Source organism: Rubrobacter taiwanensis (assembly GCF_004337705.1).
GTDB lineage: Bacteria > Actinomycetota > Rubrobacteria > Rubrobacterales > Rubrobacteraceae > Rubrobacter_C > Rubrobacter_C taiwanensis.
Map to the genome: position 1 here is coordinate 147244 of NZ_SKBU01000006.1, position 20170 is coordinate 167413.

A 20170-nucleotide genomic window follows, 5' to 3' on the forward strand; every position below is an offset into this window, starting at 1 on the left:
TCCGCGAGCTGCATGTAGCGGGGCACCGCGGGCGTGCGGCCCTTCTTCGTATCTATCGTCACCGATTTGAAGCCTCCCGGCGGGACTTGGGAAGAGGTTGTCTAGACAACCTCGCTCTGGACCCGAGCGAGTCCGGGCCGGGCTTCACGACAGGCGCTCCAGCCCGGAGGTTCGCCCGTCCTCTATGCTGAGCAGCACCGCGCCGAGCGTAATCGGGCCCGGGGCCAGCCTGAGAGAGTCTGGAGTGGCAGGGTCTTCTCCTTTGAGGCGAGCAACGAATTGCCCGGGATCGATACCCGCGAGACCGCCCGAGGGACCGGTCATCCCCACGTCGGTGACGAGGGCCGTTCCCCGGGGTAGCAGGTGCAGCGGCAGGGTGGGTTCGTGAGTGTGGGTACCCAAAACGGCAGCGGCCTCCCCGTCCACCGCGAACGCAAAGGCCTGCTTCTCGAGAGGCGATTCGCTGTGGAAATCCACGATTGCTGTGCCCCGCGGCCGGGCGGCCAGCCAGGACTTGTAGGCTGGCAGGGCTTCGGGGACGGCGCTGGCGCCGGCGAGGTTGATCACGGACACCGGCTCTCCGGTGACCTCCAGAGAGAGGATGCCTTTCCCGGGGGTGCCGGCCGGGACGTTGTGGGGTCTGAGGACCCGGGGATGTTCCAGGACGGTCTCGCTATGGGGACCGTCCCAAGAGTGGTTGCCGCCTGTAATCACGTCCACCCCGGCTGCAAACAGGCGCTCGACCAGCTCGACGCTCATGCCGAAGCCGCTCCAGACCTCAGAGCCGCTGACGAGGCAGTTCTCGGCGTTGGCTACCACGAGGTCCGCGCCGTGCTCCTCGCGGAGAGGCGGCAGCCGCCGGGCCAGGTAGTCAACCGCCCCGGGTCCCACAATGTCCCCGATGAAGATGACGTTCATCCCTTCACGGCTCCTTCCAGGATCACGTTGAGTATCTGCCGGCGGATGAAGAGGTACGCCAGCAGGGTGGGCAGCGTTGCTAAGGCGGCCGCGGCCATTATAGTGGACCATTGGATGCCACCCTCGCCGCTGGCGAACTGGGCGACGCCCACGGTGAGGATGTGCATCTCGGGGTCGCGGGCGATCAGGAGCGGCCAGACGAACTCGTTCCAGGTGTTGATGAACACGAAGATGGCTAGGGCCGCTATCGCCGCTCTGTTCGCCGGCAGCACCACCCGCCAGATGATCGTCCACTCGGCTGCTCCGTCGATCCTTGCCGCCTCGATGATGCTCTGCGGGAAAGATTTGAAGTGCTGCCGCAGGAGAAAGATGCCGTAGGCGCTCGCTATCTGGGGCAAGATCATGCCGGGGTAGGTGTTCAAGAGGTCCAGCCGGCTCATCAGGATGTAGTTGGGCACGTAGAAGACCACGAACGGCACCGGCAGCGTGAGCAGGAAGGCCGCGAACAGCAGGTTCGCGGCCCGCGAGTCGTGGCGGCTGAAGAAGTAGGCGGCCGGCACGGCAATCGCCAGCTGCCCCAGCGTCACCCCGCCGGCGAACACTACGCTGTTGACGAACTGGCGCGCTACGTTCGCCGTCCGGAAGACGTTGGCGTAGTTCTCCAGAGTCGGCGCGAGCGGGAGGGGATTGAGGGGATCGGTAAAGACCAGCTGCGGGGGCTTGAGGCTCATGCCGAACATCCACACCAGCGGCACGAACGTGACCGCCACCGCCAGGATCAGAACCGCGTGAGCCGCCAGGCGGTCAGGGTAGCTCCTAGCGGTCATAGGTCAGGCTCCGGTCCAGGATCCTGAACTGCCAGACGGCCGCTCCCCCGAGGAGCAGCATGAGCATCACCGCCTCGGCGCCCGCCTTGCCGATCTGGAAGAACTGGAAGGCGCTCTGGTAGGTGGCGTAGAGCAGGTTGTTAGAGGCGTCATTCGGCCCGCCGCGGGTGAGGATCTCTATCGGGACGAAGGCGTTGGGCAGCGCCTGGAGGATGGCGGTGAGCATCACGAACAGGACGGTGGGCATCAGGAGCGGTATAAGCACCCAGCGCACGAAGGACCACCCCGCGGCTCCGTCCACCCTGGCAGCCTCCAGGTACTCTTTAGGGATGGCCATGAGCCCGGCCAGGGCGATCAGGTAGTTGAACCCCATAAACTTCCACGCCGTGATAACCCCGATAGATCCCAGGGCAGTGGCCGGATCGTTGAGCCAGTTGTTGCCCGGAACTCCGAAGAGACCCAGGAAGGCGTTCAAGAGCCCGCCGGTCGGCAGGTATATGTACTGCCACAGAAGCGCCCCCACCGAGACGGCGACCACCGTGGGGGTAAAGATGAGCGACTGGTAGACGTCGCCGCAGCGCCCGCCGAGCTGCAGGGTGAGCATCGCGAGCCCCACGGGCAGCAGGAAGTTGCCCAAAAGCGCGATCGCGATGTAGAGCAGGCTCTGGAAGAGGAGGCGGTAGAAGGCCGGATCGGCGAACCGGGAGGCGAAGTTCTCCAGGCCCACGAAGGTCATCTGGGGGCTGACCATGTTCCACTCGAAGAAAGAGAGGAAGGTAACCAGGACCACCGGCCAGTAGACGAACAGCCCCAGGAACACGGCGGCCGGAAGCACCAGCAGGTAAGGCCGGAGCAACTTCAGCCGGCGCGGCCGGGAGGAGGACTTGGAGGTGGCGCCGTAGCTCAAGAGCAGGGCTCCCCGGCGATCAGACCGTTGACCTGCCCGGCAGCGCGAGCCAGTGCCGCTTCGGCGCTGCTCTGGCCGCCGAGTATCTCCTGGGTGGCCGAGAAGAGGGCATTGGCAGCCTGCAGGCCGTTGGGGCCCGGGAAGGACTGCCAGGGGACCACCAGGGGTACCTGGCTCACCGCCACGGCCTGAATGGGGTTCTCCTGCATGAAGTCCCTCAGGTACCGCGGGTCGTCGGCCACACCTTCCCGCGGCGGCAGGTAGCCGGTCCCCTTCGTCCAGATGGTCAGGCCCTCGGGCGACTCCAGAAACTTGATAAACTCCCAGGCCGCCCTTCTTTTGACCTCGTCCTGGGAGAACACGAAGAGGCAGTTGCCGCCCGCCGGGAGCCGGGGCTGCTTACCCTCGAAGGCGGGGAAGGTCGTAGCCCTCAGGTCGAAGGAGGCCTGTTCCTCCAGGCTCTGCCGCTTGGCGATGGTGGTGATAAAGGTAGCCACCTCACCGCTGAGAAAGGCCTGATCCCCCTGGTCCCACAGGACGTTCAGCGCTAACTCCCCCTCGACCAGGTCCGCCCAGAACTGCATCGCCTCCGTGGCCTCCGGACCGTCGAACGCGGCCACCACCTCGCCGTCCCGGCATTCCGTCAGCCGGCCGCCGTTGGACTCTATCAGCGCCTGTGTGCTCCAGTTGTCGTCGAGTATCTGGAGGTAGATTCCCGGCTTACCGGTGCTCTCCCGGATGCTGCGCGCCGCCTCGCGCCACTCCTCCCAGGTCTGCGGCGGCTCGTCGGGGTCCAGCCCGGCCTCCTCGAGCATGGAGGCGTTGTAGTAGGTGACTATGTTCGACAGTGCGTAGGGCATACCGACCAACTCGCCGCCCACTCGTCCGAGTTCCAGTATGTTCTCCGGGAAGTCGTCGAGGTAGCCTCCGTCCTCGTAGCTCTCGACCAACTCGTCTACGGACGCGAACGGGAAGTTGTTGGTGACGTAGTCCAGGTACAGGTAGCCGATCTGCGCTATATCCGGGGGGCTGCCGGCCGCAAGATCGGTCTGCAGGTTCTCCAGCAGACCCGTGTACGCGTTGGGTTGGAAGCGCTCACGGACCGTTATGTTAGGATTCTGCTCCTGGAACCTCTCGACCAGCTCCCGGACCGTGGGTCCGCCGAAGTCCTCGGTGTTTATGTGCCAGTACTCGATTTCGACCGGGCCATCGGGGGCGCCGGCGGCACCTCCACCACATCCGGCCAGCCCCCACGTACCTAAACCGGCCAAAAGAGCAGCTCCGGCGCTGCGACGAAAGAACTCCCGGCGCGAGATCTGGGCGGTAGATGGCACTGCGACCTCCTGTCTAAACCACACAGTTAGCAACGCTTGTAGGACACGCTCAATCTATAGGAGCCGGTTCGGAGCTGTGTTAGAGGGTGGTAAATTCTGCGATAAATCCGGGTAAAGCCTCGAGCCGGAGGACCTGCACTTCGCCACATGAGAACTGAGTGCCCCGCCAACAAGGGATCCGTCCGCCACCCAGATCATCCTCTCCCGGATATACGAGGAGCTGCGCTCCACGACCATCACGATGATGAAGACGAAGATCAGGATGGTAAGCACCTCCGGGTACTGGAAGAGGCGCATGGAGGTCAGAAGCTCGAAGCCGATGCCGCCGGCCCCGACCAGCCCGAGCATGATTGAGTTGCGGATGTTTATGTCTCAGCGGTAGAGCGTGAGCCCCACGAAGGGGGGCATCACCTGCGGGACCACGCCGAGGGCGAGGGTCTGTGGGAGGTGCGCCCCGGTGGACCGGAGCGCCTCCACCTGCCCGGGGTCTATCTCTTCCATCGCCTCGGCATAGAGCTTGCTGAGCATGCCGATCGAGTGGATGGATATGGCCATGGTGACCAGGAAAGGCCCCAGGCCGACGGCCGCGACGAAGATGAGCGCCTAGATCAGGTCCGGCATCCCGCGCGCGAAGACCACGGGGCTGAACCGCACCGCCAGGACGCTCTGGACGAAGAAGACACCGAGGAGGGCGAGCCCCAAGAACTTCGGCATCCACCGGAAGCTCTCCGGCGCGTCCGCTGCCTTCGCGCTTACTGCGGCGCCTCCCGGACCTCGACCCCGTAGACCCGCTCCATCTCGGCCCGCTCCACCTCGACGGCTAGGCCGGCGAGCCCCAGCTCGCCTTCCCGGATGCCTAGGATGCGGTCCGCGTAGCAGCCGGCCAGGTTTACCTGGTTCAGGTTGCAGATCACGGCGATGCCTCCTCGCTAGCCAGGCGCAGGATGTCCATGACCGTCCGCACTGACTCGGGGTCCAGGCTCGCCACCGGCCCGTCGGCCAGGATTACGGAGGGGCGCTGAGCCAGCGCCCGGGCTATGGCGACGCGCTGCTGCGTCCGCCGGAGAGCGTATCGGCCTTGTCGCTCAGCCCACCCTCTCCAGGCACTCCAGAGCTATCCTGCGGTCCTTCTCCGAGAAGCGGCGCAGGCAGCTCAGTTGCCCGCAGAACACGCTCTGGAGCGCCGTCAGGCACCGGACCAGGCTGAACTGCTGGAAGATGAGCCTCAGATCTTTGTGCGCCGCCCGCAGCTCCCGGCCGGAGAGCCCTGTGATGCAGCAACCGGCTACACCCGGACCTCCCCGGAGGTCGGCTCGACCAGGTGGTTGATACAGCGCAAGAGGGTAGACCTCCTGGCCCCGCTCCTGCCGACGACCACCGCAAACTCGCCCCTCGACGGAGAACGAGACCCCGCCGAGCGCCCGCGTGCCGTTCGGGTATACCTTGTTCAATTCCCTGACCTCGACGAAAGCACTCACCGTCTTCCTCCCCACGCCTACTGGTTGGCGAGTTGCTCGAGATCCAGGTCCAGCGTGTCCACCAAGTCCCGGATCACGTCGTAATCCGAGTCCGTGGCCTCGACGTAGCCGACGGCGTCCTCGGTGCCGAGGGTGGCGGCATCCACGTCTTCCGGCGTCATCTCCAGGAAAGCCGCCCGGATCCTCTCCTTCACCTCCGGCGGGAGTCCTCCCCCACGGCGATTGGGCTCTCCGGGATCGGCTCGGACTCGCCATGGCGAGCGCGGAGGCGTCGTGCCCTCCGGCGTAGGTGGTCTCCGCAAGATCCCGCTCCGGGTCTATACCCGCCTCCGCAAAGGCCTTCCTCGGGAAGAGGTTGCCGGAGGTCGAAGCTGGATCCACGAAGGTGAAGCTCCGGCCTCTAAGGTCCTCGATGCTTTCAATGTCGCCGTCGGCCCGAGCGATCATGAGACTGTGATAGGTGGTGCTCTTCTCCCCCTCCTCCGTGACCCGCACGGTGATGGCCTCGGCCCCCGCCACCTCCGTGGCGAGCATGTAAGAGAGCGGTCCGAACCAGGCCACGTCCACGTTGCCGGAGCGCATCGCCTCGATGATGCCTGAGTAGTCCGTCGCCGTATAGATTTCCACCTCGACGCCGAGCTCCTCGCCCAGGTAGCCAACTACCGGCTCGAAGGCCCGGACTATCTTGGCGTTGTCCTCTGCCGGGATAACCACCAGCAGCGCCGCCATCACAACGGCCAGCGCCGGCACCACTCTATGCCCCGACATTCCTCCAGTGCCTCCGGGCTCTCTCGCGTACAACGCCGCCAAGTCTAGCGGCAGCTTCAGAGCGCTCTGTTAACCCCGGGTAAAAGAGCGGTAAAATGCGCGTTTCGTCTAGACAAATGGCGGAAGCATCAGTGCCCGACCCAGGCCTCGGGGTCGCGGGTCAGCTCCCTGACGGCCTCGGGCAGCTCGCCCCGGACCAGGTCTTCGAGTGTCACGGACTCCAACACCGCCCGCAGGCTGGCGCGGACGGCGATCCAGACCTCCTGCAGGTGCTCCGCGGCGCCGGTGTACTCCACGGTCTCCGGGCGCGCTCCGCGCACGTTGGCCAGCGGCCCGTCGACGGCGCGGATGATCTCGGCCAGCGTGATCTCCCGCGCCGGACGCGCGAGCCAGTAGCCGCCGCCGGCCCCCCGCTGGGTGCGGATAATCCCGGCGTGCTTGAGCTCGGTCAGGATGTTCTCCAGAAACTTGCGCGAGATGTTCTGGGCCCCGGCGATCTGACCGCCCCTCATCGGCCCTCCGTCGGCAGCGGCGAGCTCGGCCGCCGCCCGTAACGCATAATCTGCTCTCGCAGAGACCTGCAACCTCTCACCAACCCCTTCCGGCACTCACCCGACCGCAAGCCTTTCGCGAAGATTCTACCCGAAAACCGGAGAAAGCTGGCGCCTAACGCCGCTCCTCTTCTTCGCCTACCAGAGCGGCGACCTCCGCAGCAGTGATAGTCTCCCGGCGCGGAGTCCCGAGCACCATGCGCCGGTCGAAGCCTAACCCGTCGGGCCGGGGGCGGTAGAAGGGAAAGCTCACCAGCGAGTACTCCCGCGGGTCGCCCTCGAAGGTGAAGTGCTGCTCGATCCAGATCAGAGGTCGCGGCAGGTCCGGCAGCCCCCCGGGGAAGTGCTCGCAGATCACCTCCCCGGCTATGTACTCCGCCAGGAGGGATATGTTGGCCACCTCCTCCCCGGCAAGCTCGCTGCATATAACTACCGGAGCGTCCCCGAGTCGCTCTCCGCGGTAGATCCGGATCCGGCAGACGCCCCCGCCGCAGCGGAACCCTTCCATCCGGCAGATGTAGTCGCGGGCAAGCCCGGCTCCGCTCCCAACGTCTCTTCTGGATGTTCGATCTTCCGGCATGCTCCCACCCCCTCCTGGTGGCGCTAGCCCGGCGTAGCCGCAACAGCTCTCTTGACACGGCCGATAACCCCGTCAACGAGCCCGTACTTCACGGCCTCCTCAGAACCCATGATGTAGTCCCGGTCGGTGTCGCGTTCGATCCTCTCGACCGGCTGCCCGGTGTGCCCGGCCAGGATCTCGTTCATGCGCCGTTTGGTGCGGATTATCTCCCGAGCGTGTATCTCCACGTCCGACGCCTGTCCTCCGGGACCGCCCGGCGTCCACGGCTGGTGAATGACTATGCGAGAGTTCGGCAACGCCCGGCGCTTCCCCTTCGCCCCGGCGGCCAGCAGGACGGCGGAGATGGAACCCGCCATCCCCAGAGCCGTCGTCGCCACGTCCGGCTCCACGAACTGCATGGTGTCGTAGATCGCAAGCCCCGCCGAAGTCACCCCGCCCGGCGAGTTTATGTACAGGTGGATGTCCTGCTCCGGATCCTCGCTCGCCAGATGCAAGAGCTGCGCGATGACGGAGTTGGCTACCTGGTCGTCGACCTGCGCCCCCAGAAAGACGATCCTGTCCTGCAAGAGCCGCGAGTAGATGTCCATAGCCCGCTCACCCCGCGGGCCCTCCTCCACCACGTACGGAATCCCCGAACTACCCATCTCGTCTCCTCTGAGCTAGAATCTCTTCAGGTAGCTATACAGTAGCATTTATGTAGTGTTTTGGCAAGTTTTTGGGGAGGTGAGCGCTGTGGACCTTCCGCACCTGCGGGAGATGCGGCGGCGGGCGGTGTTGACGCAGCAGCAGCTGGCGGAGAAGAGCGGGGTTGCGCGGGACACGATCTCCAAGCTGGAGAGTGGCCACCGCCGGGCGTATCCCACGACGGTGCAGAAGCTGGCGGCGGCGCTTGCGGTGGCTCCGCAGGCGCTGGTCGGCGGCGTCGAGTATCTGGACGAGGAAGTCCGGGAGGAGCGGCAGGAGGAGCAGCCTGAGAAGAAGCGGCGCAGGGCCGGTTTCTAGTATCCTGGGGCCTGTGTCAGGGAGGCTGGGATAGTGCAGCGAGAGTTCTTGCCGCTGGATGGTTTCCGGGCGATTACACTGGCGGTCAACGTTCCAGGACCTGCAGCCGCATGCCGACTGCGCAAGCTGGGTGCGGAGATCACGAAGGTCGAGCCGCCGGACGGAGATCCCCTGGAGGCCTTCTGCCCGGCGTGGTATACGGCCCTGCACGAGGGGATAGAGACCATCCGGCTGAACCTGAAGGACCCCGAGGAGCGCTCCGGACTGGAGGGGCTGCTGGCGGAGAGCGATCTGCTCCTGACCTCCAGCCGGCCCGCGGCGCTGGAGCGGCTGGGGCTGGGCTGGCCGCAACTCCAGCAGCGCCACCCGCACCTCTCGCAGGTGTCCATCGTGGGGTACCCGCCGCCGGACGAGAACGTCCCCGGCCACGACCTGACCTACCAGGCAGACCTGGGCCTGATCCGGCCGCCGCAGATGCCCCGCACGCTGCTGGCGGATCTCGCCGGAGCGGAGCGGGCGGTGAGCGCGGCGCTCGGCCTGCTGCTGGCGCGCGAGCGGGGCGGGGAGGCCGGCTACGCGCAGGTCTCGCTGGCGGAGGCGGCGAGCTCGTTCGCCGATCCGCTGCGCCACGGGCTCACGGCCCCGGGCGGTCCGCTGGGCGGCGGGTTGCCGGGATACGCGCTCTACGAGACGAAGCGGGGCTGGATCGCGATCGCCGCGCTGGAGCCGCACTTTCTGAAGCGGCTGGAGCGCGGGCTGGGGCTGAAGGCAGCCACCCGCGGGGAGCTGGAGGAGGCATTCCGCACCCGGGACGCGCAGAGCTGGGAGAGCTGGGGCGCAGAGCGCGACCTCCCGATAGCGGCACTGCCGGAGAGCTAGCCCGCGGACCTGCCCGGCATCCACTCTACCCGCAGCATCTCCTCCCCCGCCCGCCGCTTTCCCGTGTACAGCACGCCCCGGTGGCCGCAGAAGCAGCGGTAGACGAGCTCGATGCCCCGGTCCGTGTTGTGAAGGCTCTCTATGTCCTGCGCGAAGAGCAGAACCCGGCCGCGGTGCCGGGGGCAGTAGACGGCGAACACGGCTAGCCCCTCACCATATTGTCCTCGTAGAGCGTGGAGAGCGCGAGCGTTGTCATCGTACCCCCCACCTCCGGGATGTCCCGGATCTCCTCCAAAACCTCCTGGAGCGCCAGCGGCGAAGCCGCCCGCACCTTGAGCAGCAGGCACCACTCGCCCGTCACCCGGTGGCACTCCTCGACCGTCACCCCCTCACACCTCAGCCCCATGATAGCCTCCGCCGAACTACCGCAAGCCCCCTCCGTCCGCACCCAGATGAAAGCCGTCAGCGGCTGCCCCAGAGCCCCCCAATCCACCAGCGCCCGGTAGCCCCGGATCACACCCCGCTCCTCCAGGCGCTTGATCCTCTCGTGCACCGCAGGCCGCGATAGCCGCACCTCCCGCGCAACCCGCTCCTGGCTCATCCTCCCGTCAGCGTGCAACAGCCGCACTATCTCCCGGTCAACGGCATCCACCGGCCAACCCCTTTCTCTACGCTTCATCAGTAAATATACGGTTATATATACGAAATATCTATAGTAAGAATTTATTTCCGACGAATCGTAACCATCAATCTCTAGCCGGCTGTGGGACGGCCAGTATCACGGGCACGGCCAGCAGGAGCAGCGCCGCTGCTCCGAGCCAGGGGATGGTGTACGTGCCGGTGGCGTCCCGCAGCAGCCCGGCCAGGAACGGTCCGCCTGCGGTAGCGAGGGCCAGGATGGTAGCCTGGAGCCCCATGAGGCGACCGTAGAGTGCGCCGGAGAAGTAGTGTGACATCACCGCGGCTCTGGTGGGCAGCACGGAGCCGAAGACCAGCCCGTAGAGGCCCACGTACAGGTAGACCCGCCACCACTCCTGCGCTCCTACGAGGATGAGTCCGGAGGCGGCGAGTATCGCGAAGATGGCGGCGACGAGCGGTCGGGGCCGGATATGATCCAGGAGTGCGGGGAAGAGGAAGCGTCCCGGGAGGCTGATGAGGCCGGTCAGGCCGATGGCGGCGGCCACCTGCCCGGCCGGGAAGCCGAGGTCCTGCAGGTAGGCCACCTGGTGGAAGAGCATGGCGAAGGTTCCCGTGAACCCCAAAGTGTAGGCGGCGCAGATCAGCCAGAACGCCCGGTTCGTGTGCCGCAGGCCGGCCAGCATCGCGCCGTAGGTTCTCTTGAGGTCTATCCTGGGCATCCGGGCTTCTTTGCGGGGCCGGTCGCGCACGACCAGCAGCGCGAGCGTCCAGATGACGGCGGCCATGACCAGGCCCAGGGTCAGGGTGGCGTTGCGCCAGCCGCCGCGTTCGACGAGCCATTGGGTCAGGGGCAGGAAGATGGCGACCGAGAGCCCGGCCACCAGCGTCAGCACGCCCAGGGCCTTGCCCTTCGGCCCCTCGAACCACTGGTCTACGGCGACGTAGGCGGGTTCGTAGAAGGTGCAGGCCATCGCCGGCCCTATGAGGAGCGCCCAGACTGCGATCACCTGCCAGTCGGCGGTGGCGCGGGAGAAGAGCGCGAGTCCGCAGCAGCCCAGGGCGGCTCCGGCCAGGAAGACCCGCCGCGGCCCGGCCACGTCGCAGACGGTGCCGACGAGCAGCGCCAGCAGGCCGGAGACGACGACGGCCATCCCCAGCGCGGCCGAGAGGGTGGTACGGCTGAACTCGGCCGCCGCCGCTCCCTCTCCGAGCAGGACGGAGAAGGAGTAGAAGATCGCGCCGTAGGCCACGTTCACCATCGCGGCCAGCGCGACGACCAGCGCCCAGCGGTAGATGCCGCTCCCAGAATCTTCCGGGTCCGAACGCCGGCCACCCACTCGAAGCTCCCTCCCGAATCCGCCACCTCATCCTACCCGGGCCGGACGGCCCCGGCCAGCGCTAGAAGGGGCACGAAGACCAGGACCAGCGCCCCTACCCGGTCGAAGGCGCGCCCTACCAGAAGAGCGACCAGGAAGTGAGCTTAACCCGCGACACTCACGGAGACGAAGAGCAAATAAAGCCAGAAGACCCCCGGCAGCACCCGGGGTCTGGTAGCGGTGCCGGGCGAGGAGAAGAACGGCCAGCGCAAGAGCGGCCGGGATGAGCAAGATGCCGAAGCCTCCCGAGTAACCGCCGCCGAAGTACAACACCGCGGCTACCAGCAGCGGTCCGATCACGGCTCCTACCTGATCCAGGGCCTCATGCAGCCCGAACCCCCAGCCACGGCCCATGCCTGCGGTGGCGTGCGAGAGCATGGCGTCGCGGGCCGGAGTACGGATCGCCTTTCCCAACCGCTCCGCGATGATCAGGAACGCGGCGATCTCCCAGCTCCCGGCCAGCGCCAGCAGCGGGACGGCGACGAAGGTGATGGCATATCCCCAGATCGTGACCGCCCAGAACCTTCCTGTGCGGTCGGTGAAGTACCCAGAGACAAGCCGCAGAGCGTACCCCACAAACTCCCCGGCCCCGGCCACGATGCCTGCGACTGCGGCGCTCGCCCCGAGGAAGGCCAGGTAGGGGCCGGTGATGCTCCTCGCCCCTTCGTAAGTCGCATCGGCCAGCAAGCTTATAACACCGAAGATCAAGACAAACCCGAGCGCCGAACGGCCATCGAATCCCGCCCTTCTCCTCACCGGCTCTGTCTGCCTCTCACTCACAACAGGACCCTTACTCAGCTACCCCCGTGCCGGAGATCCAACGCCACATTCTTTTCAGAGGGCCTTGCGTTCCGGTATCGGGGGGTGTTGCCGGACGGGGCCGGGTTACGCCCGGCGGGAAGGATGGTGTTATCTCCTCCGGGTTGCCGCCCCTCTCCCGGAGTGCGTCCTCCAGTTCCCCGATCTCCGCTCTCAGTTGCGGAGCGACTTCTCCCTCGAGGCGCTCCAGCTCGCCGGCCAGCCGATCATACTCCTCCCGGCCCTCACCGTACTCCTCACCTTCGGTAGCTTCCCAGCCTCTCAAGACCCCGTATGCGGCCTGCTGCTGAGCCAGCGCCAGAACGAGCTCGTCCGGCCGTTCCTCCAGGGTGCCGCCCATCCTCAGTTTGGTTATCCTGGGCTGCTCCAGGCTTCGAGCGCCTCCCGAAGCCGCTCCAGCAGTTCCGGAGGCACCTCTACACCGAGCTCGATCAGCCTAGCGTTCCTCACCGGCGACCCACCTCACCGCCCGCCAGGGAGCGTCGCGCTCCCGGCCCCAGGGCTCGTCCCGGAAGCGGTAGTCGTTGTGCCGGACGTACCGCTCCAGGTCGGTCTGCAGCCCTTCGAGTACCGTCCGGACCATCCCGACCAGCGTATCCGGGAGGCTCCCGCCCGCCAGAGCGGAGGCCCGGCTGAGGTGAAGCGCGCACACGGTGCCCGGTCCTCCGAGAAGCTCCTCCGGAGGAGTGTCTTCTGTGGTCTCCAGAAGTGCTCGCAGGTAGCTCTCCTCGGCCTCCTTTTCGGCGGCGCAGATCATACACCCCGTTCCCGGCTCGACGAAGAGAGGCTTTGCATCCTGATGGCCCAGCAGCGTCTTCAGTGCCGAAGATGGTTTGGAGCTGGAAGCGTCCTCAAGCACCTCCCGCAGCTCCCGCACCACCGCCCGGTAGAGGATCGCGGCTCCCAGTCCGGAGCGCATCTTCAGCATCCGGTGGGCGTGCCGGTTACAGAAGCCGAGCGAGTGCCGCATCTCCTGCTGCACGTCCGGGTCATTGACGAGTTCGTAGAGCAGGTTGTCCAATCGGGTGCGCCCGTCCCGCTCCACCAGCCGGCACACCGCGCAGCCGCTCTCCTCCAGCGCCTCCTCAAGCCGGAAGCGCAAGGCGCTCTTTCTGCCGGGCGATCCGTTCACCCGGCGTGCTCCCGTTTGGGGACTATCAGGACCGGGCAGGGGGAGTAGATCGCTATCCGGCGCGTCACGCTGCCGATCATGAAGCGTTCGAGCGCGCTGTGCCCCTTGCGGCCGACCACCATCAGGTCGAAGCCCTCGTCCCGGGCGTACTCTATGAGGGCCTTCGCGGGATGCCCGTGGATGACCTCCCGCTCGTAACTCACCCCGAAGCGCCGGGCGGCCTCGTCCAGGGCGCCGCGCTTGCGCTCGAAGAACCGGGCAGCATCCTCCAGCGACCCCTGATACTCGCCCACCGTCTCGACGTAGTCCGGGATCTGGGCCACGGAGACCACGCGCAGTTGAGCTCCGAACTTCGCCGCCATCTCGGCCGCCTTCTCGAAAGCCTGCGCGGCGGTCTCGGACCCATCCCAGGCCACCATTATCTTCTTCATTCTCTCTCCTCCTTGGCAGCGCGGAGCTTCTTTATCTCCTCGAAGGGCAGGAAGAACCGCTGGGCGATCAGGGTCGGGATCACGGCGGTCGCGATCACCACCGTCACCAGCACCGAGTACTGCTGCTGGGTGATGAGACCGTTGTCCAGGCCGTACAGCGCCGAGATGGTCCCGAAGGTGAGCCCGGTGGACATCAGGAGCGTGGTGTACATGCTGTTTCTGAAGGAGTAGCCGTAGAAGAGGGTCACCGGCATCACCCCGATGAACTTGGCGGCGACCTTCACGAAGAAGAAGACCAGGATCGCCCAGAAGCCCGCGACGAGCGCCCCGAACGACACGAACAGCCCGGCCCGGATGAAGTAGAAGGGGGTGAGGAAGGTGAAGGTGAGGGTGCGCATCCTCTTCGCCAGCTCCTCCCGGCTCTGGAAGGTGTCGGCGAGCACCAGCCCGGCGAGGTAGGCCGGCAGCACGGCCTCGCTGCCCGCGAGGCTGGCCAGCGCTCCCAGACCGAAGAGCATGAGAAGCAGGTACTTGAGCTCCGGCTCGCTCACCCGCTCGCCGTAGCGCCGGAAGAACCAGCGGGTGAACCGGGGCAGCACGACCAGCACGGCCGCCGTGGCGGCTATGAACACCAGCATCTCCACGCCGAACCCGGCGAAGATGAGCCCCAGAGCGGCCACCGTGCCCAGGTCGGTGACGAAGCAGGCGGCCAGGATCACCTTCCCGATCTCGCTGCGGTTCAGCCCCGTCTCCACCATCACGGCGTAGACCACGGCGACCGAGGTAGTGGAGAGGGCGATCCCGGCGATCAGGGCCGCGTTCGTATCCCAGCCTGAGATCCAGTACGCCCACGCCGCAGCGCCCAGAAACGGGATCAGGAACGACAGGGACCCGATCAGGAGGGTCTCCGCGAGCTTATTGCGCAAGACCTCGGTGTCTATGTCCACCCCGGCCAGGAAGGTCAGCGCGACGGCTCCCACGCCGGCCAGGAAGGCCACCCACTCGGGCTCCGGCACATCGAAGAGGTTGCCGGCCAGTATGCCGACCGTGATCTCGATCAGCGCCACCGAGATGCCGAGCCGGATGGAGATGAGGCTGGCCAGAAGCGCCAGACCGACCCAAATCGCCGCAACAAGGTAGATGTTCTCCACGCGTTCTCTCCTCGACCGTCCTCGCGCTCTTCGCTCTGCGGCAGCGAACCCCGGAGAACGCAAAAAGGCCTCTACCCGCGGCTCGCCGCAAGTAGAAGCCATCAGCATCCCGTGAGATGCGGTTATGGGTGAGCCTCATCACCCTCGGCGCTTTTCGCGCGCCTCCGATACTCTATAACAGGCGCCGGGGAAGGGCAAGGCCGGCGATTTTTTGAGAACATACCTCTCTGTCCGAACGGACCCGGCGCAGAACGGGAGGCCATGAGAGAGCTGCTCGAAGCTGTAATACTGGGAGTCGTGCAGGGGACGACGGAGTTTCTGCCCATCTCCAGCTCTGGGCACCTGCTACTCGGCCAGTACTTCTTCGGCATGGACCAGGAGAAGTACGGCCTTACCTTCGACGTGGCGCTGCACTTGGGCTCGCTGCTGGCCGTCATAGCCTACTTCCGGCGGGACCTGGCAGAGATAGCGCGGGCCTTTCTGCGCTCGATCCCGCACCCCAACTTCGGGGACAGCGACCAGCGGGTGGCTTACCTCCTGATCGTCGCGACGCTCCCGGCCGCGGCGGTCGGCTTCCTCTTCCGGGGATTCTTCGAGGGCCTGCGCTCGCCCTGGGCCGTTATCGCGGGCCTCACCGTCTTCGGCGTCCTCTTCATCCTGAGCGAGCGGGTGGGCGGCAAGCGGAAGCAGGCCGCCAAGATGAGCTTCCGGGACGCCTTGATCATCGGGGTCGGGCAGGCCATCGCCTTGCTGCCGGGGGTCTCGCGCTCCGGCTCCACCATCACCTTCGGGCTCTTCCTGGGGCTCGACCGGCAGGAGGCGGCGCGGTTCTCGTTCCTGATGAGCATCCCGATCACGGCCGGAGCTTGCCTCGTGCAGATCCCGCAGGCCTACAGCGAAAACCTCACCCCCTGGCTCGGATTCCTGTTCTTCGCGGGGTTCGCAGTCTCGGGGGCGGTGGCATACCTGACCATCGCCTTCCTGCTCGCCTTCTTCCGCCGCTACAGCATGCGCGCCTTCGCCTACTACTCCTTCGCCGTCTCCGCGCTCGTGGCGGTGCTGCTCCTGCTCGGTTTCTGAACTTGAACTCGAACTTCAAGCTGCTACACTGTGGGTCGTCGTTCTTCCGGCATTCTGCAGTCCGTACCGCAGAGGGAGGTGAGCGCGTGTCAGAACCGAGCAGTAGCAATGGCGGCTCGCGGCTGCGCGGCCTCCCGTACCCCCGATAGCTCCTTCCTTCCCCGCATGGAGCCGGAGAGCGGTCGGCCGCGCCCGTCCGAGTCCGCTCTCTGACGTTCCATTCGAGCGAGGAAGGAGGAGAGATGAACCGGAAGGATTTCGAAGCGCTAATCCGGCAAGAACAGTGGGAGACGCTGCGGGAGCTCTTCAAGGAGATGTCCGATGAGGAGGCCGCGCGGCTGCTGCTGGAGCTGGACCCGGAGAGCCGCAGTGAGCTCTTCAGGGAGATGCCCGAGCAGCTGTTCGGGGCCAGAGAGGAGATGAAGCGGCTGCAGAAGGAAGAGGTCGAGCGCATGATCGAGCGCGGGGAGTGGTCCGGGCTGCGCCGGATGCTGGCGGAGTGGCCGTTCCCGGAGGTGGCCGAGCTGCTTCTGGAGCAGGAGAAGCCCAAGCGCGTCCTGCTCTTCAGGGCCCTTCCCCGGCCGCTGGCCGCCGAGGTCTTCTCCTACCTGGAGACCGAGACCCAGAACGCTCTGTTGAAGGAGCTCACCGACGAGGAGACGCGCCGGCTGCTCGCGGACCTGGACCCCGATGACCGCACGGAACTGCTGGGCGAGCTGCCCGGCCAGGCGACCCAGAAGCTTTTGAACCTCCTCTCTGCAGAGGATCTCAGGGAGGCCCGCCAGCTGCTGGGCTATCCGGAGGGCAGCGTGGGCCGCCTCATGACGCCCGACTATGTCGCCGTGCGGCCGCACTGGACGGTCGGGGAAGCGCTGGAGCACATCCGGCGTTTCGGGGCGGACCGGGAGACGATCAACTGGATCTACGTGGTGGACGACTCCTGGAGGCTCCTGGACGCCCTGTCGCTGCGCGCCTTCATCGTCGCCGATCCGCGGCAGCGGGTGGAGGAGATCATGGACTACCGGTTCGTGAGCGTCTCCGCCCACGACGGCCGGGAGGAAGCCGTCCGCACCATCCAGCGCCACGACCTGGAGGCCGTGCCGGTGGTGGACTCCGAGGGCGTGCTCGTCGGGATCGTCACCGTGGACGACGTGCTGGACGTAGCCGAGGAGGAGGCGACCGAGGACTTCCACCTCTACGCCGCCGTGCGGCCCCTGGACATGAGCTACCGGGAGAGCGGCGTGTGGTCCCTGTTCCGCAAGCGGGTGCCCTGGCTGATAGCGCTGGTGGGCGTGGGGCTCGTCTCCAGCGGCGTGATAGCGGCCTTTGAGGAGACGCTGGAGGCGGCCATAGCGCTCGCCTTCTTTATCCCGCTCCTGATCGACTCCGGGGGGAACACCGGCTCGCAGTCGGCGACGCTGATGGTGCGGGCCATCGCCACCGGGGACCTGCGGCTCGGACAGTGGGGGCGGGCCATCAGCAAGGAGCTGGCCGTGGGCATCTCGCTCGGCGCGGCGCTGGGGCTCGCCACGGCCCTTCTCGGGATCTTCCGGGGCGGGGTGGAGATCGGGCTCATCGTCGGGCTCACAATGATCGCCATAGTGCTCGTGGCGAACCTGATCGGGGCCGCCCTGCCGTTCGCACTCTCCCGGCTGGGTCTGGACCCGGCGGTGGCGAGCGCGCCGCTTATCACCACGGTGGTGGACGCCACGGGCCTGATCATCTACTTCACGATCGCAACCCTGGTACTCGGAGCTATCTAACCTCCCCGCATCAGCTCCCGGTAGCGCTCGGCGCGACGCTCGATCTCGGGCAGCCTGCGGTCCGCCGAGCGCTGCGCTCCCCGGGGCATCCGGCCGCTGCGGGCGAGCTCTATGTAGGCCTCGCAGACCCGCAGAGCCCGGCCGTACTCCCGCCGCCGCTCGTAGATGGCCGCAAGCCGCTCGTAGGGCTGGATGCCCACGAAGCCCTCCGCCACGCTCTGCTCGTAGAGCCGGACGGCCCGCTCGGTGTCCGTCCTCTCCGCCTCCATCGCCTCCAGGTTGCGCTCCAGCGCGGCCTCGTAGTTGCGCAGCGGGTCCTCTTCGGTCCCGATCCGCTCGTACTCGCCCGGCTCCAGCACCGGACCGAGCCGCTCCTCCTCCCTCCTGCCGAAGATGCGCCTCAGAAACTCCATGCCCAGAGTATATATCGGGCTCGCTCAGCCCCGGAGGAAGCCTCCCTCGGAGTGGATGACCTGGCCCGTGATCCAGGCCGCCTCGTCGCTCGCCAGGAACGCCACGAGCCGGGCGGCGTCCTCCGGCCGGCCGATGCGCCCGAAGGGGAACCTGGGCAGGAGCTCCCGTTTCAGGTCTTCCGACATCCAGCCGGTGTCGGTGGGACCGGGGTTCACGGCGTTTACGGTTATGCCCTTCTCCGCCACCCCGGCGGCCAAAGCAGCGGTGAAGGCCTCGACGGCCCCCTTGGTGGCGGCGTAGGCCAGCTCCTCCGGCATCGGGCCGAGCGACTGCCCGGAGGTCAGGTTGATGATCCTCCCGGACTCGCCCGAGAACCGGCGGGCGAACTCCGCCGCGAGCAGCAGAGCACCCCGCACGTTGACCGCGTAGTGGGCGTCGAGCGTGGAGGCGTCCAGCGCGCGGTAGCCGTCGCGGGTAGAGTACGCGGCGTTGTTGACCAGGATGGCGGGCGGTCCGAGCTCGCGCTCCGCCTCCTCCAGGAGGCGCGCCGGGGTCTCAGGGAGCGAGAGGTCGGCCTCCAGGCTCGCTGCGCGGATACCGAACCCGCGCAGCTCCACAAGCAGAGCTGCCGGATCATCGCTTTCGGCGCCCCAGGGCGTCTCACCGTCGTAGGCACGCCAGCCGGTGAAGAAGATCTCCGCCCCCCGCGCCGCAAGCTCCCGGCAGACGGCGAATCCTATGCCCCGCCGCCGGCTCACGCCGGTGACGAGCGCGACGCGCCCGCACAGCCTGCTCACCTTACCTCCGGCCCCGTACCTCACTCTCTCCCCTCGTAGATGTTCGCCGCCACCACCCGGCCTTCCAGCTCGGCGGGGACGAGGATGCGCCGGTATCCCGGCCCCTCGAACGCGTCGAGGCGCGGCCACATCCCGGGGAGCCGCCCGGAGACGAAGAGCAGGCAGCGCACCTCCCCCGCCTCCGGGTCCCACCGGAAGTACCTCAGGCCGCGCCGGATCGAGACCCCGCCCCGCACCCGGCACTCCCGCCACTCTCCCTCCAGCCCGGCGAGCACCCACTCGTTCGGCTCGCCCGGGGCCAGGGTTCCGTAGACCACGAGCCGCCGGGAAGGACGATCAAGCACCGCATCCAGCACCTCTTCGGCCTCTCCTGCGGCCGATCGCGCGCCGGCGGCGCGGAGCGCCTCGCGCAGCGACCGCCCGCAGCCGGAAGCCCGGGCCCGGTTCGCTAGCTCCAGAACCCGCAGCAACCTCTCCGGCTCCAGGATCATGAGACAAGTCTAATGCACCTTTAATCTCATTTTAATGCGACCCGGGTAATATCTCGCGTGCAGGGGTGGAGCAGGCAAACCTCGAGAACCGAAAGGAGGTATGGTGAAGAGGCGGATTCTAACCCTGTTTATCACGGCGCTGCTCGCTCTGGCGCTCCTTGCGCCGGCGGCTCTCGCCCAGGACGACGACAACGACGACGCCGACGACAACGGAGGTGCGGCCCCGCTGCCGGACACCGGAGGAGCCGCTCTGGTGGTTCCGGCCGCAGGAGCGCTGCTGGTAGGCTCCGGGATCCTGACGGGCGCCGTCGCCCTCAAGCAGCGGCGGCGCGGCTCGTAGCCGCCCGGTCCCTTTGGCGGCCTGCGCCGCCCCGAAAGAGAGAACGGCCGCCGGTGCGGCCGTTCTCTCTTACAGCTCACCGATGACCCCCGGCCGGGCGGGCACGGAGGTCATGCCGGAGAGCCTCACCCGCCCGCCCGGCCGTAGACGTCTTCCAGACGGACGATATCGTCCTCGTCGAACTCCCCGAAGGAGATCTCCAGAACCCGCACCGGCTCGGACCCGATCGCAGAGAGCCGGTGCGTCGTCTGGCGGGGGATGAAGACCTTCTCGCCCGGGTCGGGCTCCAGGACCTGTTCTCCGAGCTCGACGCGCGCGCCGGGGTCCAGCACGACCCACAGCTCGTCGCGCCTGTGGTGGTACTGGCGGGAGAGAATCCCGCCCGGGTCCACCGTGATGATCTTGACCGTGCACGGCAGGTTGTGCGTGTACTGCTCGAACCTGCCCCAGGGTTTGTCTACCTTGAGCGAAGCGGGCTTCTCCACCAGAACAC

The 20170-nt window shown here is 66.9% G+C and carries 29 protein-coding genes, 1 pseudogene and 1 riboswitch; of the genes and pseudogenes, 5 read left to right on the top strand and 25 right to left on the bottom strand.

Annotated elements, in window-relative coordinates; genetic code table 11:
- Window positions 1-144 precede the first annotated feature (144 nt).
- From E0L93_RS02965 to E0L93_RS03010, 13 genes and pseudogenes are all read right to left on the bottom strand, one after another.
- A complete protein-coding gene (locus E0L93_RS02965) occupies window positions 145-918 on the bottom strand; it encodes a TIGR00282 family metallophosphoesterase (RefSeq protein ID WP_132688265.1) in 774 nt (257 codons plus the stop codon).
- Entirely contained in the window at window positions 915-1745 is an 831-nt protein-coding gene (locus E0L93_RS02970) for a carbohydrate ABC transporter permease (RefSeq protein WP_132688268.1), read from the bottom strand. Before E0L93_RS02970 ends, E0L93_RS02965 begins: the two co-directional genes overlap by 4 nt.
- Window positions 1735-2652, bottom strand: coding sequence for a carbohydrate ABC transporter permease (locus E0L93_RS02975; protein WP_132688270.1), 918 nt, complete (start codon window positions 2650-2652; stop codon window positions 1735-1737). The genes E0L93_RS02970 and E0L93_RS02975 overlap by 11 nt, the downstream gene beginning before the upstream one ends.
- The gene (locus E0L93_RS02980; RefSeq protein WP_207890296.1) at window positions 2649-3986 is read right to left on the bottom strand and encodes an ABC transporter substrate-binding protein; all 1338 of its coding nucleotides are present in this window, start codon (window positions 3984-3986) and stop codon (window positions 2649-2651) included. The genes E0L93_RS02975 and E0L93_RS02980 overlap by 4 nt, the downstream gene beginning before the upstream one ends.
- Window positions 3987-4040: 54 nt before the next feature.
- Window positions 4041-4334 carry a PhnE/PtxC family ABC transporter permease gene (locus tag E0L93_RS02985; protein ID WP_132688273.1) on the bottom strand — a complete coding sequence of 98 codons (294 nt, stop codon included), beginning with the start codon at window positions 4332-4334 and terminating at the stop codon, window positions 4041-4043.
- A 24-nt stretch (window positions 4335-4358) separates the two neighbouring features.
- On the bottom strand, window positions 4359-4583 hold the full coding sequence (locus tag E0L93_RS02990; RefSeq protein ID WP_341539374.1) for a PhnE/PtxC family ABC transporter permease: 225 nt from the start codon (window positions 4581-4583) through the stop codon (window positions 4359-4361).
- Between the two features lie 155 nt (window positions 4584-4738).
- Window positions 4739-4900 (bottom strand): hypothetical protein, encoded by a 162-nt coding sequence (locus E0L93_RS15675; RefSeq protein ID WP_165874131.1) that lies wholly within the window; start codon window positions 4898-4900, stop codon window positions 4739-4741.
- 171 nt (window positions 4901-5071) lie between these two features.
- Entirely contained in the window at window positions 5072-5464 is a 393-nt protein-coding gene (locus tag E0L93_RS16205; RefSeq protein ID WP_243638081.1) for a P-loop NTPase family protein, read from the bottom strand.
- A gap of 17 nt (window positions 5465-5481) precedes the next feature.
- Window positions 5482-5658 carry a hypothetical protein gene (locus E0L93_RS15685; protein WP_165874111.1) on the bottom strand — a complete coding sequence of 59 codons (177 nt, stop codon included), beginning with the start codon at window positions 5656-5658 and terminating at the stop codon, window positions 5482-5484.
- A gap of 67 nt (window positions 5659-5725) precedes the next feature.
- A pseudogene (locus E0L93_RS16550) lies at window positions 5726-6232 on the bottom strand (phosphate/phosphite/phosphonate ABC transporter substrate-binding protein); the annotation flags it as partial.
- 128 nt (window positions 6233-6360) lie between these two features.
- A complete protein-coding gene (locus E0L93_RS03000; RefSeq protein WP_132688280.1) occupies window positions 6361-6816 on the bottom strand; it encodes an RrF2 family transcriptional regulator in 456 nt (151 codons plus the stop codon).
- An 82-nt stretch (window positions 6817-6898) separates the two neighbouring features.
- Window positions 6899-7363 (bottom strand): hypothetical protein, encoded by a 465-nt coding sequence (locus E0L93_RS03005; RefSeq protein WP_132688282.1) that lies wholly within the window; start codon window positions 7361-7363, stop codon window positions 6899-6901.
- A gap of 23 nt (window positions 7364-7386) precedes the next feature.
- Entirely contained in the window at window positions 7387-8007 is a 621-nt protein-coding gene (locus tag E0L93_RS03010) for an ATP-dependent Clp protease proteolytic subunit (RefSeq protein WP_132688285.1), read from the bottom strand.
- A gap of 88 nt (window positions 8008-8095) precedes the next feature.
- On the opposite strand from E0L93_RS03010, the gene E0L93_RS03015 reads away from it, so the two are divergent.
- Complete coding sequence (locus tag E0L93_RS03015; RefSeq protein ID WP_132688287.1) at window positions 8096-8365, top strand: helix-turn-helix domain-containing protein; 270 nt, start codon at window positions 8096-8098, stop codon at window positions 8363-8365.
- A 33-nt stretch (window positions 8366-8398) separates the two neighbouring features.
- Window positions 8399-9244, top strand: coding sequence for a CoA transferase (locus E0L93_RS03020; RefSeq protein WP_243638083.1), 846 nt, complete (start codon window positions 8399-8401; stop codon window positions 9242-9244).
- Here E0L93_RS03020 and E0L93_RS03025 read toward each other — a convergent pair.
- The 8 genes from E0L93_RS03025 to E0L93_RS03060 all read right to left on the bottom strand — a co-directional run bounded on the left by E0L93_RS03025 (window position 9241) and on the right by E0L93_RS03060 (window position 14792).
- Window positions 9241-9444, bottom strand: coding sequence for a hypothetical protein (locus E0L93_RS03025; RefSeq protein WP_132688290.1), 204 nt, complete (start codon window positions 9442-9444; stop codon window positions 9241-9243). The two genes, E0L93_RS03020 and E0L93_RS03025, sit on opposite strands and share 4 nt — an antisense overlap.
- A 2-nt stretch (window positions 9445-9446) precedes the next feature.
- Entirely contained in the window at window positions 9447-9896 is a 450-nt protein-coding gene (locus tag E0L93_RS03030) for an Lrp/AsnC family transcriptional regulator (protein ID WP_132688293.1), read from the bottom strand.
- A 94-nt stretch (window positions 9897-9990) separates the two neighbouring features.
- Entirely contained in the window at window positions 9991-11220 is a 1230-nt protein-coding gene (locus E0L93_RS03035; protein ID WP_132688296.1) for an MFS transporter, read from the bottom strand.
- 27 nt (window positions 11221-11247) lie between these two features.
- The gene (locus E0L93_RS03040) at window positions 11248-12015 is read right to left on the bottom strand and encodes an MFS transporter (protein WP_165874132.1); all 768 of its coding nucleotides are present in this window, start codon (window positions 12013-12015) and stop codon (window positions 11248-11250) included.
- Window positions 12016-12049: 34 nt separating this feature from the next.
- Complete coding sequence (locus E0L93_RS03045) at window positions 12050-12418, bottom strand: hypothetical protein (protein WP_132688299.1); 369 nt, start codon at window positions 12416-12418, stop codon at window positions 12050-12052.
- Between the two features lie 96 nt (window positions 12419-12514).
- Window positions 12515-13210 carry a DUF6062 family protein gene (locus E0L93_RS03050; RefSeq protein ID WP_132688301.1) on the bottom strand — a complete coding sequence of 232 codons (696 nt, stop codon included), beginning with the start codon at window positions 13208-13210 and terminating at the stop codon, window positions 12515-12517.
- Window positions 13207-13641, bottom strand: coding sequence for a universal stress protein (locus tag E0L93_RS03055; RefSeq protein WP_132688305.1), 435 nt, complete (start codon window positions 13639-13641; stop codon window positions 13207-13209). The genes E0L93_RS03050 and E0L93_RS03055 overlap by 4 nt, the downstream gene beginning before the upstream one ends.
- Entirely contained in the window at window positions 13638-14792 is a 1155-nt protein-coding gene (locus tag E0L93_RS03060) for a cation:proton antiporter (protein ID WP_132688307.1), read from the bottom strand. The genes E0L93_RS03055 and E0L93_RS03060 overlap by 4 nt, the downstream gene beginning before the upstream one ends.
- An 85-nt stretch (window positions 14793-14877) precedes the next feature.
- Window positions 14878-14944, bottom strand: a riboswitch (Fluoride riboswitch).
- 109 nt (window positions 14945-15053) lie between these two features.
- Between E0L93_RS03060 and uppP the strand changes: the two genes are divergently transcribed.
- Window positions 15054-15872 (top strand): undecaprenyl-diphosphatase UppP, encoded by an 819-nt coding sequence (uppP, locus tag E0L93_RS03065; protein ID WP_132688310.1) that lies wholly within the window; start codon window positions 15054-15056, stop codon window positions 15870-15872.
- A 242-nt stretch (window positions 15873-16114) separates the two neighbouring features.
- On the top strand, window positions 16115-17635 hold the full coding sequence (mgtE, locus tag E0L93_RS03070) for a magnesium transporter (RefSeq protein ID WP_207890297.1): 1521 nt from the start codon (window positions 16115-16117) through the stop codon (window positions 17633-17635).
- Here the strand turns inward: mgtE and E0L93_RS03075 are convergent.
- From E0L93_RS03075 to E0L93_RS03085, 3 genes are read right to left on the bottom strand one after another with little or no spacing between them, the layout of a single operon-like run.
- Complete coding sequence (locus tag E0L93_RS03075; protein ID WP_132688312.1) at window positions 17632-18048, bottom strand: hypothetical protein; 417 nt, start codon at window positions 18046-18048, stop codon at window positions 17632-17634. The two genes, mgtE and E0L93_RS03075, sit on opposite strands and share 4 nt — an antisense overlap.
- Window positions 18049-18072: 24 nt before the next feature.
- Complete coding sequence (locus tag E0L93_RS03080; protein WP_132688314.1) at window positions 18073-18846, bottom strand: SDR family oxidoreductase; 774 nt, start codon at window positions 18844-18846, stop codon at window positions 18073-18075.
- Window positions 18847-18866: 20 nt separating this feature from the next.
- Window positions 18867-19337 carry a gamma-glutamylcyclotransferase gene (locus E0L93_RS03085; protein WP_132688317.1) on the bottom strand — a complete coding sequence of 157 codons (471 nt, stop codon included), beginning with the start codon at window positions 19335-19337 and terminating at the stop codon, window positions 18867-18869.
- 100 nt (window positions 19338-19437) lie between these two features.
- On the opposite strand from E0L93_RS03085, the gene E0L93_RS03090 reads away from it, so the two are divergent.
- Window positions 19438-19677: a hypothetical protein gene (locus tag E0L93_RS03090; RefSeq protein WP_132688319.1), complete on the top strand. Its 240-nt coding sequence runs from the start codon at window positions 19438-19440 to the stop codon at window positions 19675-19677.
- Between the two features lie 125 nt (window positions 19678-19802).
- On the opposite strand, the gene E0L93_RS03095 is transcribed toward E0L93_RS03090, so the two are convergent.
- Window positions 19803-20162: a phosphomannose isomerase type II C-terminal cupin domain gene (locus E0L93_RS03095; protein ID WP_132688321.1), complete on the bottom strand. Its 360-nt coding sequence runs from the start codon at window positions 20160-20162 to the stop codon at window positions 19803-19805.
- Between the last annotated feature and the right edge of the window lie 8 nt (window positions 20163-20170).

Coding starts and splice junctions, on each gene's coding strand:
- E0L93_RS02965 (WP_132688265.1), bottom strand. CDS start 918: ATGAACGTCATCTTCATCGGGGACATTGTGGGACCCGGGGCGGTTGAC.
- E0L93_RS02970 (WP_132688268.1), bottom strand. CDS start 1,745: ATGACCGCTAGGAGCTACCCTGACCGCCTGGCGGCTCACGCGGTTCTG.
- E0L93_RS02985 (WP_132688273.1), bottom strand. CDS start 4,334: ATGCTCGGGCTGGTCGGGGCCGGCGGCATCGGCTTCGAGCTTCTGACC.
- E0L93_RS03005 (WP_132688282.1), bottom strand. CDS start 7,363: ATGCCGGAAGATCGAACATCCAGAAGAGACGTTGGGAGCGGAGCCGGG.
- E0L93_RS03010 (WP_132688285.1), bottom strand. CDS start 8,007: ATGGGTAGTTCGGGGATTCCGTACGTGGTGGAGGAGGGCCCGCGGGGT.
- E0L93_RS03045 (WP_132688299.1), bottom strand. CDS start 12,418: ATGGGCGGCACCCTGGAGGAACGGCCGGACGAGCTCGTTCTGGCGCTG.
- E0L93_RS03055 (WP_132688305.1), bottom strand. CDS start 13,641: ATGAAGAAGATAATGGTGGCCTGGGATGGGTCCGAGACCGCCGCGCAG.
- uppP (WP_132688310.1), top strand. CDS start 15,054: ATGAGAGAGCTGCTCGAAGCTGTAATACTGGGAGTCGTGCAGGGGACG.
- mgtE (WP_207890297.1), top strand. CDS start 16,115: ATGAACCGGAAGGATTTCGAAGCGCTAATCCGGCAAGAACAGTGGGAG.
- E0L93_RS03075 (WP_132688312.1), bottom strand. CDS start 18,048: ATGGAGTTTCTGAGGCGCATCTTCGGCAGGAGGGAGGAGGAGCGGCTC.
- E0L93_RS03085 (WP_132688317.1), bottom strand. CDS start 19,337: ATGATCCTGGAGCCGGAGAGGTTGCTGCGGGTTCTGGAGCTAGCGAAC.
- E0L93_RS03090 (WP_132688319.1), top strand. CDS start 19,438: ATGGTGAAGAGGCGGATTCTAACCCTGTTTATCACGGCGCTGCTCGCT.